Consider the following 15,002-nt stretch of genomic DNA (forward strand, 5'->3'; position numbering starts at 1 on the left):
AAACGAAAAATCGCACCCGGCAAGGATGCGATAAGAAAAATTTCAAAACTTTAATCGGTTAATCGTTTCACGCCGAGAGATTTTGCCTTTTGAATTCTTCAACGCCAGCTCCTACAATCCGGCTGCGTCCATTGCCGACCGGAATAACTTCAATATGGTTGGGAATCCCGTCTTTCACCAAATCCACATGAGAAATAACGCCAATCTGCTTGTCGCCGCTTTCTCCTAAATTGCGCAAAACATCAATGGCTTTTTGCAATTTCTTTTCGTCCAAAGAACCAAAGCCCTCGTCCAAAAATAGCGTGTCAATTCGAACGCGTTGGCTTGCCAACGAAGAGAGTCCCAGTGCCAGCGAAAGGCTGACCAGAAAAGATTCCCCGCCCGACAGATTCGCCACGGGTCTAGCCATTCCACATTCCGCATCATAAAGCCCCATATTCATGCTGTTGTCATATTTCAACTTGTAACGCGGAGCCAAAGCGCATAAATGCTTGTTTGCAGCGACAATCAGTTTTTTCAAAGTCAGCTGCTGAACATAATTCACAAAAAGTTTTCCGTCGGAACTGCCGATAAGCTTGCACAGCGTATCCCAAATATGGAACGTTTTTTCCTGCGCTTCTTTTTGACGCAGGAATTCCTCCGCCCGTTTTTGCGCATCTCGATTCACGGATAATTTATTCGAAGTTTCCATGATCCGGGAGTCCAAATCTTTCAATTCCTTTTCCAGTATTTCCAACTTGGAAGCTACGGTTTGCAGAGTCGCTTGTTCCGTTTCCGCAGAGCGCAATTCATTCAGTTGCTTTTCCGCTTGTTGCAGCTGTCCGCTTTTGGCGGCATATTCCGCAGTTACCTGCTCCACTTTTTGCAAAAGCTCCTGACGATCCTTTTCGGAAACAATCGCTTTTGTCACATCGTCTTTGGTCGCAAAACTGCATTCCCGCAATTTTGCCATAAACGCTTCTTCCAAACGATTTTTTTCCTGTTCGACCTTGGACAAGTCTTCTAAAATCATTTGCAACTGAGATTTTAAAGAGGTCAAAAGTTGCAAATTTTGATTGTAGTCCTTTTCCAATTCTTTTTTCCGACAGACGAGATTTTCAATTTTCGCAGCATATTCCTGCCGATCGGCGGCGACATCTTTATTTCCAAAAAGTTTTTCCCGATTCAAGGAACGTTCTTGCAGATCCTTTTGCTGTTGCAATAGATTCTGCTCCAAATTTTGAAGATCCGCATTTTCCGTTTCCATGCTGGCCGCCAAAGATTTTTCGTCGGCATCCAAAATGTTCAGCTGATTTTTCGCATTATCGATTTTCAGAATGCAATTATTCCATTCCGTAATCCATTGACGAAGTTTGCATAGCACCGTCTGCTGCTGAAGCAAATCCTTTTCGGCAAATCCATAAGGTTTTAATTTTTCCGTGACGGATGCCAGAATATTTTCTACAGCCAGTTTCTTTTCTTGAACATTCTTTTCACAAGCCAGGACATTTTCCTTTCCATGATTCCATTCGTTAAGACTCAGCTCTTCCGCGGATTTGGCTTTTTCATAAGTGCTTTGCAAATGATTCAAACGGGCGGCTGTCGCCGAAATTTCCCCAGCAAAAACGGGTTCGGTGTGCGGCAAATGAAATGGATTTCCACAGACAGGACAGGTATCGCCATCACGAAGAGAGGTCTGCACAAATAGCGCAATTTTATGGATGTCATTTGAAAAACTTTTATCCCTTTCCGCGGCGGCATTCTTGTATTCTGCAACTTTTATCCGATAGTCTTTTTCCAACTTATCCAATTGCACCTTCGCCGTTTCCAAAGAACCATTCGCTTTTTCAAAATTGTCCTGCGCCGTTTTCCATTGTTGCAACCGGTCGGCAATCACCGCGATTTCACTTTCGAGCGCCTGATGCGAAGCATGATCCTTTTTATAACGGAGATTCGCATCCAATTCCTTTTCAACAGCCGCCCGCCGCGTTTTGCAGCTTTCCAGCTTCAACGAAATCTGCTTGATGCGATTCTTTTTGTCGGCAATTTCAGATTCTTTTTCCTGGCAGGATTTTTTCAAATTCAATATCTCGGCATCCCATTGGGAAACTTTATCCCGAAGAGCATCGCGATTTTTATTTTCCCGTTGCAAAGCTTCTTCTTCTTGACTCCACTTTTCCAAATCGGATTGAAGTCGTCGCCCGTCCTCTTCCTTCAACGGAATATCTTTCTGCAATTTTTCCTTTTGACTGCACTTCTGTGCATAATCCATTTGAGTGCGCTCCAGCGTATCCCAAACAGGTTTCACTTCCTGTGCCTTGTTGCCGCGATCAAGCCTTTGTCGAACTTCTTTCAATTTTTCCTTTTCACTCTGGAGTTCTGCAAAAGCCGATCGCAGTTCCTGACATTCCTTTTCCGCTTTTTTCAATGCCAGCAAGCTGCTCTGTAGATTTTCGTATTTTTTTTGCTCTTCGGTTTTTGTTTTTTTCGTATTCTTCGCCGATTCCATCCAGGCTGTCATATCCCGCAATTCACTTTCTGAAAGCAACTGGATATCGGATAATTGCTTCGCGATAGAATCTCTTTTTTCCTTTTCTTTTTTGTTTCGTTCAAAAACTTCCTGGGAAATTTTCCGATAAATTTCTTGCCCGGAAAGTTTTTCCAAAATAAGGGCTTTTTCATCCCGGCTGCTTTTCAAAAAGCTGTCAAATCCGCCCTGCGGAAGCATCACCGCTCGCATAAATTGGTCAAAATTCAGACCGACGACTTCTTCAATTTTTTTCCCGACTTCATTTTTTTTGTAAACATCGTCATGAGCAACAAACTGTCCCTTTTCAAAAAACAGCAATTTCCATTCGGCATTTTGAATAGCCCCCGTGGGACTGTTCCGGCTACGGTGAACGCTCCATTTTACTTGATAACGACGTCCCAGCGATTCAAATTCCACTTCGGAAAAAGTTTCGCCCGTTCCCGAAGTCATTATCATTTCCGAAATGCCATCGACTTTCTGCTTGTCCGCAACATTCTTTTGCCTTGGCGTTTTTCCATAAAGAGCCAACGAAATCGCATCCAGAATCGACGTTTTTCCCGAGCCCGTCGGTCCCGAAATCGCAAACAGGTGATTGCGTACAAAAGACGGATCGTCAAAACGAATGTTCCATTCTCCCGCCAAGGAATTCACATTTTTAAAATGCAGACTTAAAATTTTCATTCTTCTTTTCCTTCTTGGAGTTGCTTCAAAATTTCTTGAAAAGCTTCTTCAACCTGTTTTTTCAATTCCGGGGGCAAATTTGCGCCATCGCTATCTTGCAAGCGCAAAGCAAAAACCTCGGACGGAGAAAAATCCGAAAGATCCCTTTCCTCTTCCTGAAATTCAGAATTGCCATCAATCCGAGCGACGTACTCCGCTTTGAGCAATTCAAGATCCGTTTTTTCAAAATCCGCCAAAAGGACGTTCCGCAAATCCCCGACAGCGCCCGCCCCTGCAAATTGCACACGAACCCAAGCTTTGGGCGATTCCTGGGCGGCAAGTTCCATTTTCCGGCGAATGTCCTGCAAATCATCTCCGCGAATCGTCAGCAATTTGCGGAATGTCGGAACCTGAATTTCACGGACAAGCGGCTCCTTTCCTTCTTCAAAATCCACCAGCAGGACCGCATTTCCCCGATTCGCTTCGTCAAATCCCATCGGCAGAGGAGAACCGGAATAGCGGATTCGATTTTCACCCGCAACTTTCTGCGCCCGATGGATATGCCCCAAAGCAACATAGTCAAAATCCGGCGGAAAAATATCCGTATTCACATTTTGCAGATTTCCCACCACCGAGTATTCCGTATCGGCAGCATTTTCCGAAAGGGACGCTCCCGCCGCATACAAATGCGCCATAGCGACAATCGGGCAATTTTTTCCCAAAGTTTCCCGTTTTTGCAAAGCGATTTTTTTCAATTTTTCAAAATGCGCGCGAGTTCCCTCCCGTACAAATTCTTCGTTCGTTGTCGGTTTTTCGCTTTCCAAGCTAGCCTGAAGAGCCGCGTCTCGCAAATAAGGAGCCGCGCAGACGATGATTTGAGGATTTTCCGCCGACGGCAACGCAAAAACTTCATTTTCAAAATGCGTTTCCTTGTTCGGAGTCGCCACAACGCGCACGTTCAGCAATTCCAAAACAGAACTGGCCGCATTCAATGTCGAAGGCGAATCGTGGTTTCCCGCCGTAATCACCACATTTTTGCAGCAGGTCCCATTCAATTCCGTCAAAAAAGAAAAATACAGCTCCTGAACCGCATTGCTGGGCGAACCCGTATCAAAGACATCGCCAGAAACCAAAAGCGCATCGACTTTTTGATCGATAATTGTTCCTTTCAACCAATCCAAAAATTTTTTGTATTCATCTATGCGAGAACGTTCGTGCAACGAATTGCCCAAATGCCAATCCGAAGTATGCAAAATTCTGTATCCAGTACTCATGCCCTAAATCTAAATCCGTTTTCCCGTCAAAATTGACAACTGGATACCCCCCAATTTGTTCTGCATCACACAAAACGCCGTTTCCATTTCATGCAGCCTAAAGATGAAGTGTTCAGCTAGCGGTCCCTGCCCTTCGACAAGCACTGCAGCCGTTTGTCGAACTAGTCGAATAGCCGAACTGACAACAAGCCACTCCCAAGCCGCCGATTTTTGAAAATGAATTTTCAAGCACAATGTTAAGAACGTTCTCAAAAAATAGTTATATTGAGAATGTGAAAAAATTTGCCGACATCTTTCAATACACGCATTTCCGCAAATTCCTTGCAGAATACCAGAATGCCCGTTCTCAAGTCGAGCCGGGATTCAATCGCACTTCCATTTGCGTCCAGCTGGGACTTCCCAAAACCAGAAGCTATTTCGCCGATGTTCTCCGCGGGAAAAAAGTTTCCCCCCGCATGGTGCGCAAATTCATTGAAATTTTGGAACTGGACAAAAAAGAAGCCCGCTATTTTGAAGCGATGGTTCAGCTGGATCAGGCCAAATCGGACGCCCTCCGCAAAGAAGCCATGGAAGAGCTGCTCAAAATCAATCCGAATCCGCAGATGCTTTTGCATTCCGACGCTTACGAGTATTATGCGGAATGGTATCACAGCGCGCTTTTCGCCATTCTCGACGTCATCGATGTTAAAGACGATCTTTCTCCCGTAGCCAAACGTATTTTTCCCAAAGTCACTCCGGGCAAATTGAACGAATCCCTTGCGCTTTTGAAAAGACTCGGACTTGTTCGCCAAAATGAAGACGGCTTTTGGAAACCGACCCAAGACGCCATTTCCAGTGGGCCATACAACAATCAGGAACTTATCCGCGAATACCAGCTGCAATGTTTTGAACTTTCCAAAAGCGCACTGCTTTCGCCGGGGAAAAATCCGCAAGTGATGAGCACTCTGGTTTTCAGCATTTCCCGCAACGCGTATCGGGAAATCGAAGCCGAATTGCAGGCGTTCAAGACCAGAACCCGGCAGATCATCGCCAAGGACAACGAAAAGGCCGACGGCGTCTACCACATGAACATTCACCTGTTTTCCAATCTGGACGAGGAGGGAAAATGAACTTTCGGCATTCCCTTTTAATCGCAAATCTTTTCGCCATTTACTTCGCCGCTTGCAGCAGCCAGGATCACGCCGGAGTGCTTACCGAAACCGAATCGGGCCAAACACTGGCGGGCATCATCACCAATCCTTCTGGATCGCCGCTTTCCAAAGTCGCCGTCTATATGGTGAAAAGCGGATTCAACGCCGTCCAAGATTCCATCCTTTTAAAAACTGAATCCGCTGAAGACGGTTCGTTTGTACTCCATTCCGAAAGAATTCCCACAGGGACATACACTATCCTTTTTGAAAATGAAGAAGAAGATTCGGGAGCCAAAGCCAGCATATCCCTGCAAAATTCCGACACGCTTCCATTTCATCAGGTCCTTCTTCCCTATTCGCAAATCGCGATTTCTCTTTCGGGATTCGGGCTTTCCGAAAACGATACCGTTTGCATTCCGGAAACATTTGTCTGCCAAACGATTTCCGCAGAAGACGTTCAAAACGACATTGCCGTCGTTTCTAAAATTCCCGCCGCCGATTATTCGCAACTTCTTGTTTTTAAAGGCGAAGCGTTCAGCATTCCCGTTCTCTGGAATATCGATAGCGGAAACGTCTATGCGGCAAATTCCGCCGAGGACGATTCTGCATTTTCCATTTTGGACCATCTCCGTTTTGCCAAGGACAGTCCCACCAATCTCCCCGATACCACCCGCGATTTCGAAGTTTTCCAAAATGAAAAAGTCGCCATTTCTTTTTGGGTAAAATTGCCAGAAGACGCCTTTGGTGCAGACTCCAACGTCGCCCTCTTTACCGCGATGCAAGATTCCTTGGGATTTGTCGTTCGGCAAAATTCCAGCAATCAAAAGAAAGCCATTGGAGTGGAGCTTTTTGTGAAAGCGGATTCGCTGGTGATTTCCGACACGACCATTTACGGTTCCATGAAAATTCTAGATGATGCGTGGCACCAGATTGCCGTTCTCTTGAACGGAAAGCATATCGCTGTGATGCTGGACGGAGAAGTCATTCGGGACACGGATTTTAAACGCGAAAATGGATTCGGCAATTTGACAAATTTCATCATTGGCGATCCCCGGCTGAAAGGAACAATCGATATTTTCCGCTTATACGACGGGGAACAAGATTCTTTATGGATGCGCACGCTGTATAAAATGGAAAAACGAAACCGGATTTAAAATGAACAAGAATCATATCGCTAAAGCCATTTTTAGAGGCACTCTTTTGGGGAATATGCGCTATTTTCACTTGCAAAAATTGCGATTCATCTTTGCAAGAAATTGGGTTTGCTCATGAAACAACGGAACTATCCGCGAGTTTTACCCAAGGAACAACTTGAGCTTCCGTTAAGGGCATTTCCTTTGCTCCGGCATATACGACGGTCCTCTGTTCGGGTGAAAAACCAGAAATTTTTCCCCAGAAATTCAAGTTGTCCAGAAATTCACGGTTGAAAGTTTCGCCTGACTTGATTTCGTATGCGAAGGGCATTCCATTTCTATCTTGAATCAGATCCACCTCGTGACCAACATTGTCTCGCCAAAAAGAAAGCCGAGGCTCCCTGCCCTGATTCAAGGATTTTTTTCTTGTATTTCACGTGGGATCATGGGATACTGCCTTCAGACTTTTTTTTACAAATACAAAATCAAACTTTAAAATTGTAAAGTCTGTACATTGTAACCACTAAGTCGTTTTCTTTTTTGGGGAAAGGGGCATCGTAAAAAAATGAACGAAAACACGCTTTTTTGAAGAAAATGCTTGACAATTAGCCATTTACACAATATTAAAATATTGCTAAATTATTACAACTAAAAAAACAAGAGGATGCATTGAAATATCTATTTTACTTCTTGGCGTTATCACGTCTATTTTTGTTGAATAGCGCTTTTGCCCTTGATTTTCCCTATTCGGAATGGAATTTCGCAAATTATAATGGTGCCGCCGCCACATTCCATAACGGATTTGTCACGGTAACCAATAGCGGCTCGGACTATTGGCACGTTCAACTGACCCGCAGTAATATTGAACTACGGGAGAATCATACATACGAAGTTAAGTTTTTTCTGCAAGGGGTAACTAATCGCCGTTATGTGGAAGTCCGTATCGGGCGTGACGGCTTTCCCTACGATGCTTTCGCCGAATTTGGTGAAGTCGCCGCAACAGTAAATGGTCGAATAATTACAAAAATTTTTACAATGCAATCGGGCAATGTCAACAATGCTCGATTTGAATTCAATCTCGGGAAACATTCTGGAACAGTCTATCTATCCGACATTAGCCTGAATTGCCTCGACTGCAGTTCAGGTCAAAATCCCGGTGAAGACAATTCTTCGGCAACATTCGCTAGCGATTGGGGGTATGTCGTCGTTGCAGATACAATCGACTTTAGAGATAATTCGATGGCCTTGGGCGGTGTATTCGGACAAAACGTCGAACTGGGGGCCGATACGAAAATCTACGGCGATGTCGATGTGTCAAATTCCTGTTTCTTGCGAGAGCGCGCAAACATCAGTGGAAACTTGCATTATTCGTCTCCCTGCAATGAACAGAACAACGTTTTCGCCAAGACAAAGAGTACAGCAACGTTGTCAAAGCCGGTTGTCGAAATTTCAAATATCACTGTAGGCGTTTCGCCTCTTTCTGTTGGGCTTGACGAAACGAAGGTCCTTCCGCCCGGCAATTATGGAACTTTTTATGTCAACGCGAGAGCCAAAGTTCATTTTTCCGCTGGTACTTATACTTTCCAAAACATCTTTACAGAACCAGATGTGGAATTTTCTTTTGACTTGACATCCGGCCCGATTTCAATAGGCGTATTGGGCAACGTTCGCTTTGGCGATCGCAACACGTTTTCCATCGCAAATGGTAATCCAAGCGAAATTCTATGGAATATCGCCGGTGAGAATATCGACATAGGAACTGACGGCCTGTATTTCGGAAAATTTGTCGCCCCGGTCGCTTTTGTACGCATTCCATCGCGTTCCCATCTTGTCGGTGCAGTATATGCCCGCAAATTTCAAATAGAGCCGCAATCAACTATTTCCCGGGAACCACGAGCTAACGAAATTTCTCATAGTGAAGAACATTTCGGCCCGTTCTTTGAACCAGGAATTTTCCGTTATGCCTCGCAATTACCGCTTTCTACATCCGCTATTGAAATGTTTATTTATGCGGATAGTGCCCAAGTCAAGATAAATGGCGGGGCGTCAAAAGTCGTTGATCTTTCCTCTTCCAGCGAAACTGTCAACATATCACTTAAGCAAAAGCAGATTTCGGGCTTTCCTTCAGAAGCTTTTAGCAGCAATTATATATTCAGCTTCACCAAGAGCGCAAATTACCGTATCTACTGGAATCCACAAACCCAGTGTAAGCAAGGGTGCAATGGGAAGACCGCCGCAACGGCAGTTGGCGACTTTGCTTCCGCTCTAGAAATGGCCAAGACAACGGGCCAAGAAATCAACATGGCAGGCGGCATTTGGAACGTGACGGAAAACTTCACAGACGGCGTTGTTCCCTGGAAAGTTGGATTCGAACTAGTTGGAAATACTCAAAATCTCCAGGATTTGACTTCTGAAAACCTTCTTCCTCTAATAAACCTTGGCAATGCTTTCCACATAGAAGTGGAAGGTCGTTCACCCCGGTCATTTACGGGATTTCGCATTGCAAATGGCTTTAATGCTGGAAATGGCGGTGCGATTAATTCTTATCATTCTTCGAAATTGCAAATTTCGCAAATCATGCTTCAGAATAATATTTCAAAAGCAAATGGTGGTGCAATTTCTTTTTCGGGAGATTCGTTAATTGCGTCTCAAGTGTATCTGTCAAAGAATCATGCCGACAGATTTGGAGGAGGACTATTCGTTCAGGGGAAATCATCTCTCCAAAACATATTCTTCATACAGAACTCATCTAAAGAAGTCGGGTCGGCCTTATATACAAGCAACAATTGTTCCATTCAAAACAGCGTACTTTCTCAAAATACAACAAATAGGCATTCTAGCATTGCTCTAGATTCAACCGGCAGCATTGATATTTGGAATGCGACATTATTTAAAAATTCCGGCGCACAAAATGGACCCGAAATCGTCGGACAAGGAAATATATGGAATAGCATAATATGGAAAAACCAAAATGGTTCCATACAAGACAGTTTATCCTCTAATATTTCTGTCAATCACTCATTGTCGTCTAAATCTTATAGCGGCTCTTCAAATTATACAACAAATCCGATATTTAAAAATGAACTTATTCCCGAGGGGTCAAATCATTACATCGGAGTCGATGCCGGGCTTGCTATAGACGTGTCGTCTCCTGTTGCGGACAAGGGAAATAAAGAACATTCTTTATCAACGGATATTTTGGGAATCGAACGAGGCGATTCCTTTCCATTTGGAGCTTATGGAATTTACGTTACGAATGTTCCCGTCCAATACGGATTATGGTATGACGGAGAATTTCATGATGTAGGAAACACTAGGCCAGTGTTTGAAAATTTTCCATCAATGGCACACATTGAATTTGCGGGACATAGCGCATACGGCCGGGTGATGAAAGCCTTGGTAAAAAAACATGAAAAAACGAAAATTTCCAAAGCTATAGTTCGAGTGACCTTAATGGACTCCACTGGAACAAAGTACCCCGATGCAGAATCCATAGATATTCCATTTTACCGCAGTGGATCGGAAAACGGGAAATACGTATTTATGTCCCTTACAAAAAGTTCTACAGAAGAAGGTTTCGATGTTGAAAAACATGGCCACTATGTACTGTTTTCCCGAAAAACTGAGGACCAAGGCTTTTATGATGAATTTGTTATCATCCATGTAAAGAAAAATAGCGACCGCCTAAAGTATGAGGTTGTAAAATGGTAATAATTTTCCTTATTCCCCTTACGCTTTGTCTGCTTGTTGGATGCTCAGGGAAACCTTCTCCTGAAATAGACCCTCCAGGTTTTGAGTTTATAGACGCGAATCTTTCATGGCCAATAATTCCTAACACGGAAATAGAAGGATTTTCGTGGACGACAGCAGGCTTCCTGCCTCATGAAGAACATCTGTATGGATTTGACAAACATCCGAAACCCAATCAGTATGTACCTGAGGATTCGATAGTGCATATTGCCGTTCTCGCCAATGCTGAAGGCATCGTAAATGCATTTGTTGAACCGCTTGTTTATGAAAGTTCTACTGGTTACGTATATGGATTATGTGATTTAGAATCTGGGAAATTGATTCGTGAATTACAGCCAGATAGCAAAGGAAATGACGAATATATTTTTTATGGGAGTGATGCCGGAAAAGACGATTCTATCGGATTATGCAGAAAATTGGAAAGTAGCAGTGAAGACAGGTATATCATTTATGAAAAACTAAAAATTCATTCGTACCTTCCCTCCCAAAAAGAAATAGCCTTATTTATTCTTGGAAACGGAAAGAATGTAAGTGATTTTGTTCAAAGCGTCCAATTTTGGGAGGATGCGGTTCCTAAAGTTTACAACAAAAATATCCATTATCCCCATCTCGCTTATATTTATCAAAGCATTCCTCAAAATGTTACCTTATACAAAGACGAAGTCGGTGATGTGATAGACTCCACTGCAAAATCAACCAATTATTTAAAAATTCATGTTTTAAATACAGATTCGTCTTGTTATGAATCAATAAAGGATGATATAGACAATGCCGTTGAGGAAATTCGGAATTTTTCGCAAGATAAAAATATTTCTCGCACAATTCTTTCTTTGACATGGCCTACAAGGAAAATTTGGACACTTAAATACGATGACAATGGATTTGTACAGCTTTGTGGCACACCTTCTGATTCTCCAGAGAATGCATCTGAAATTCAACTAATTGCAGCAATAAATGGAATCGAATACACTCCATATTTTGTCCATAAAAAAGGAAATTATTGGGTTGCGCTGAAAAAGGGGGAAAATAACCAAAATATAGAAGACACTTTGACCAGGGAAAATTTGAATATAGAACAAATGGTATTTATTGAAAGTGGCCATTCACAACCTATAGACAATCCTTATCTAGGTTACCATTTATCGTCATCAACAGCAAAAGCAGTTACGAGATTTGTAAGGAAAAATGACTTATCATCTCTATATGATTACGATTTTGCATACATTCTTTTACCTTGGAGAAACGAGCGAACGGGAAGAACGCTTCTACACGAAATGGGTCATGCATTTGGATTAATAGACGTGGATGATACATTAACTCACGATTCCAAATCAAATCAAGGAAACTTAATGCATTGGAACGACGATCGAAATGGAGTTATATTGAGAAATCGACCTATGAATGCTAGACACATGGATACAGCGACTGAACGTCAATGGGATTGCCTACATAGAATCAATCCGACAAAAAGTTGCGGCGACCCGAGTATTTTACAGTTCAATTATGGAGAATAGCAAATGAACAACAAAAAAATCGTTTTTATTGCAATGTGTTTGATGGCTATTTTTAACTATGGCATGGAAATTGTCGATGCGACTGGGAAAAAAATCATGAATACGGAAAACGTTGACCATGCAGAAGAAATCATTCGAAGTTTGAGAAAAAACGATCCGTTAAACAGATATTACTATCGAAACTCTATAACAAACAAAAAAAATTTTCCATCAGCTCCAAATGCCGTTTTCGAATATGGAAAAGCCCGATATATAGAAACTGCAAGGAATCAAAAATACAAAATCTGTTTAGAAAATGGTGAAAGAGGCTTTTGGGAAGGTCTGGTTCCATTTCAGCTCACTAAAGACAACTGTCTTTTATTGACAACCCCTAATCGAACGGGAAGTTTATTATTTGTTTTCTTCAACGCTTCAACCCCATCGGACAGCGTCTGGATTCTGAACAATCAAAAACTGATTGATTTGTCGAAAGAGACGCATTTGATATGGAGCATAGATTCTATTATAGGGCCAGAGTACAAAAGACGAGTTTACGGCTCTTATAAAGAAACACGTCTAAACAAAATCCTCGTTGTTGACCGAACGGAAGCAACTGTCGGGGAAGTAAAATTTCTATGCGACTATTTTGGAACATTTTATAAACCATCTAATTTATGGTATCCAGACAGCAATCCCTTGAACCATCCCAATTTACCGCAGGATCCGAGTTATGCCATCGACTCCGATTATGCGAACAATAGAAGCAAGTTTGAGGGCTTTGAAATTGCGTCCCGTGCAAACGGAGCCGACACGACAAAAAACGGCTATAGATTACCGACTCATGACGAATGGGTTGCCCTACAAAGAGGCGGTTCAAAAAAAGATTATTATTGGGGAAACGAAACGGATTCTTTAACCATATCTCAATATGAATGGTATAAACCGAGAAAAGAAAGAGTTCATGAAGTGGGCTTGCTAAAGCCAAATCCTTATGGGTTATACGACGTTATGGGAAATGCTACAGAATCCATTTTGCATCAGGGGCGCGAATGCTTAAGCTCTGATGAAAGCTCTAACGAGTGTTGGATGAAAAATAATCTGATGCAGCACGAAGCCGAGGAATTTTGTTACACCCATATCAAATACAAAGCGGATAAAGAAAAAACGGTTGTCAAAGAATGTGATTTACGCTATAAAAAAAATCCGTTTAGGGGATTTAGATTGGTCCGACAGATTTTTGTAAACGATTAACACGGGATGCAATGGGGAAATGTGGCCTCCGCCCGAAACAATAAAAACTTTCGGCCCTCATCACTTGACGGTAAATCATGTTCTTGTTAGATTATATGAATCCACAAGTCAGGATCCGGGAACCCCACCGATACAATCAACGAAGATCAAATACGATCCTAAACTGGATGATGTTTTATGGCCGGAAGATTATTTGCCTTGATATTTTTTCTGTGTTGCTTGGCAACGAACGCTCTTGCCTTCAGGGACAAGGGCGTTCCTCTAGAATATGCTTCCGTCCAATTCGTTCGGGAAAAAGTCGACACCTTGCAATTGGAAATCCGGACAAGGCAAGGAAATCTGGATTTTGTTCGACTGGCAGGAAAGAACATCCATTTTCAAGCAATGACAGCACCGTCCAGTTCTTCCGGCAATTCATGCTTCACGGCTTTGAAATAGGGACAAAGCCTAAGGAGAATGGCGGCGGGATTTACATCCACTTGCGCGCCCCGACAAATTACGAAAGGTTTGCCTTGGCCATAGACGACAAGGGAAAAACGACGATAGAAAAAGTGTTGTCCGTTTTTTTTCACAAGAAAGGGGATTCCGTAAAACGGAAGGATTACAGACCGAAAACAATTTATCCCGAAAACGGCGAGTTGCAAATGATTTCGATGCACTTGGTCTATGATTTGGGAATAGTCCTTGGAAAAATGGAACTCTGGTTGGATTCCAACAATCTACTGGAAGTAAACGCGTTCAATCGGGTAGATGGAATAGAGATCAAAGAAAAATCCGAAAGCATTACTTCTGTTTTTATGTACGAAATAAAACGAAACGCTCTTTACCTGTTCAAATTGCCCAAAGAAAACATTCGATTGCCCGTGCAGTGGCAATGAAAGCGAGTGAAACGGGTTTCGTTATTGCGAGGATGGTTCGACTAGTTTGGCAAGCGGGCGGCGTCATTGCGAGGAGGGGGCATAGTCCCCGACGCGGCAATCTTGTCTGCGGGAGAAGATTGCTTCTACACTTCGAGTATAACTCCACTAAGTCAATAAATTGACAAGTGTCGTATAACCCCTTTGGGGTTCGGGGTGACGAAATTCCTGGCCTCTAATCGTTCCTCTCTTCGACGCTCAAAACAAACAATCTTCCGTTTTCCACTTTGAACTTGATTTCATACGAAGCAAATCGAAAGCCATAAACGCGAGCCGGATTTTCCTGGTAAGCTGGGCGCGGATCGTCGGCAAGGATTTTCAGCAGGGATTCCCGTTTTTCGAAGGCGACTTTTTCCAGCTCGGCTTGCGGAAATTCAAGCGACAACGGTTCGGAGCTTAAACCATCCGTAAAGCCTCCGGTCGCTTCGGGAACCGCATCGGCAAAAGGCAGGTACGGCTTGATGTCGACTATCGGCGTTCCGTTCAGCAAATCCGCCCCCGAAACGGTGATTACCGGGCCTTCCGCCGTATTTTCCACATTCTCGATTTTTACTGCGGACAAGGCGATGGGATTTGGCCGAAAGGAAGACCTCGTGGCAAAAACCCCCATCCGCACATTCCCTCCCAATCGCGGAGGGCGAACGGTCAAGGCAGACTTTGTCCGAATATTTTCGGAAAAAATCCAGATTAACCACAAATGGGAAAATCCTTCCAAACCGCGAATTGCCGCCGCATCGCGAAATTCCGGTTCAAAGACAATCTGCGATTGGAGTTCCTTAAGTATTCCGCTTTGCCTAGGAATCCCAAATTTTTCCGGGAAATCGGAACGGATGCGCGCTATCGTCTGGAAGGTAAAATGTGAGTTCATCGGAACGTATATAGCAA

General features: G+C 43.3%; 11 protein-coding genes. 7 read left to right on the forward strand and 4 right to left on the reverse strand.

From position 1 onward, the window contains the following. Positions 1-67: 67 nt before the first annotated feature. On the reverse strand, positions 68-3,190 hold the full coding sequence (locus B5D40_RS05325) for an AAA family ATPase (protein ID WP_078776074.1): 3,123 nt from the start codon (positions 3,188-3,190) through the stop codon (positions 68-70). Continuing rightward, a complete protein-coding gene (locus tag B5D40_RS05330; RefSeq protein WP_078776075.1) occupies positions 3,187-4,443 on the reverse strand; it encodes an exonuclease SbcCD subunit D C-terminal domain-containing protein in 1,257 nt (418 codons plus the stop codon). Before B5D40_RS05330 ends, B5D40_RS05325 begins: the two co-directional genes overlap by 4 nt. Positions 4,444-4,715: 272 nt before the next feature. Between B5D40_RS05330 and B5D40_RS05340 the strand changes: the two genes are divergently transcribed. Together B5D40_RS05340 and B5D40_RS05345 are read left to right on the forward strand one after the other, a co-directional pair. Further along, the gene (locus B5D40_RS05340; protein WP_078776106.1) at positions 4,716-5,552 is read left to right on the forward strand and encodes a TIGR02147 family protein; all 837 of its coding nucleotides are present in this window, start codon (positions 4,716-4,718) and stop codon (positions 5,550-5,552) included. Continuing rightward, positions 5,549-6,727, forward strand: coding sequence for a LamG-like jellyroll fold domain-containing protein (locus B5D40_RS05345; RefSeq protein WP_078776077.1), 1,179 nt, complete (start codon positions 5,549-5,551; stop codon positions 6,725-6,727). Before B5D40_RS05340 ends, B5D40_RS05345 begins: the two co-directional genes overlap by 4 nt. A 112-nt stretch (positions 6,728-6,839) precedes the next feature. Here the strand turns inward: B5D40_RS05345 and B5D40_RS05350 are convergent, their stop codons facing one another. After that, entirely contained in the window at positions 6,840-7,121 is a 282-nt protein-coding gene (locus B5D40_RS05350) for a hypothetical protein (protein ID WP_143394515.1), read from the reverse strand. 254 nt (positions 7,122-7,375) lie between these two features. Here B5D40_RS05350 and B5D40_RS05355 point away from each other — a divergent pair, with 254 nt between their 5' ends. The 5 genes from B5D40_RS05355 (at position 7,376) to B5D40_RS05375 (ending at position 14,078) form a co-directional block, all read left to right on the forward strand. Continuing rightward, positions 7,376-10,417 (forward strand): carbohydrate binding domain-containing protein, encoded by a 3,042-nt coding sequence (locus B5D40_RS05355; RefSeq protein WP_078776079.1) that lies wholly within the window; start codon positions 7,376-7,378, stop codon positions 10,415-10,417. Beyond that, positions 10,411-11,970 (forward strand): hypothetical protein, encoded by a 1,560-nt coding sequence (locus tag B5D40_RS05360; protein WP_078776080.1) that lies wholly within the window; start codon positions 10,411-10,413, stop codon positions 11,968-11,970. The genes B5D40_RS05355 and B5D40_RS05360 overlap by 7 nt, the downstream gene beginning before the upstream one ends. A gap of 3 nt (positions 11,971-11,973) precedes the next feature. Next, the gene (locus B5D40_RS05365) at positions 11,974-13,200 is read left to right on the forward strand and encodes an SUMF1/EgtB/PvdO family nonheme iron enzyme (RefSeq protein WP_078776081.1); all 1,227 of its coding nucleotides are present in this window, start codon (positions 11,974-11,976) and stop codon (positions 13,198-13,200) included. Positions 13,201-13,419: 219 nt separating this feature from the next. Beyond that, positions 13,420-13,638: a hypothetical protein gene (locus tag B5D40_RS05370; RefSeq protein WP_078776082.1), complete on the forward strand. Its 219-nt coding sequence runs from the start codon at positions 13,420-13,422 to the stop codon at positions 13,636-13,638. Further along, a complete protein-coding gene (locus B5D40_RS05375; protein ID WP_078776083.1) occupies positions 13,617-14,078 on the forward strand; it encodes a hypothetical protein in 462 nt (153 codons plus the stop codon). The genes B5D40_RS05370 and B5D40_RS05375 overlap by 22 nt, the downstream gene beginning before the upstream one ends. A 214-nt stretch (positions 14,079-14,292) precedes the next feature. On the opposite strand, the gene tsaA is transcribed toward B5D40_RS05375, so the two are convergent. Then, a complete protein-coding gene (gene tsaA, locus B5D40_RS05380) occupies positions 14,293-14,985 on the reverse strand; it encodes a tRNA (N6-threonylcarbamoyladenosine(37)-N6)-methyltransferase TrmO (RefSeq protein WP_078776107.1) in 693 nt (230 codons plus the stop codon). Positions 14,986-15,002: the final 17 nt, after the last annotated feature.

The organism is Fibrobacter intestinalis (genome assembly GCF_900167415.1).
GTDB classification, from domain to species: domain Bacteria; phylum Fibrobacterota; class Fibrobacteria; order Fibrobacterales; family Fibrobacteraceae; genus Hallerella; species Hallerella intestinalis.

What these genes read in the sequence shown, in the direction of transcription:
- B5D40_RS05325 (WP_078776074.1), bottom strand. Translation starts at nt 3,190, where the DNA reads ATGAAAATTTTAAGTCTGCATTTTAAAAATGTGAATTCCTTGGCGGGA.
- tsaA (WP_078776107.1), bottom strand. Translation starts at nt 14,985, where the DNA reads ATGAACTCACATTTTACCTTCCAGACGATAGCGCGCATCCGTTCCGAT.
- B5D40_RS05345 (WP_078776077.1), top strand. Translation starts at nt 5,549, where the DNA reads ATGAACTTTCGGCATTCCCTTTTAATCGCAAATCTTTTCGCCATTTAC.
- B5D40_RS05365 (WP_078776081.1), top strand. Translation starts at nt 11,974, where the DNA reads ATGAACAACAAAAAAATCGTTTTTATTGCAATGTGTTTGATGGCTATT.
- B5D40_RS05375 (WP_078776083.1), top strand. Translation starts at nt 13,617, where the DNA reads ATGCTTCACGGCTTTGAAATAGGGACAAAGCCTAAGGAGAATGGCGGC.
- B5D40_RS05330 (WP_078776075.1), bottom strand. Translation starts at nt 4,443, where the DNA reads ATGAGTACTGGATACAGAATTTTGCATACTTCGGATTGGCATTTGGGC.
- B5D40_RS05360 (WP_078776080.1), top strand. Translation starts at nt 10,411, where the DNA reads ATGGTAATAATTTTCCTTATTCCCCTTACGCTTTGTCTGCTTGTTGGA.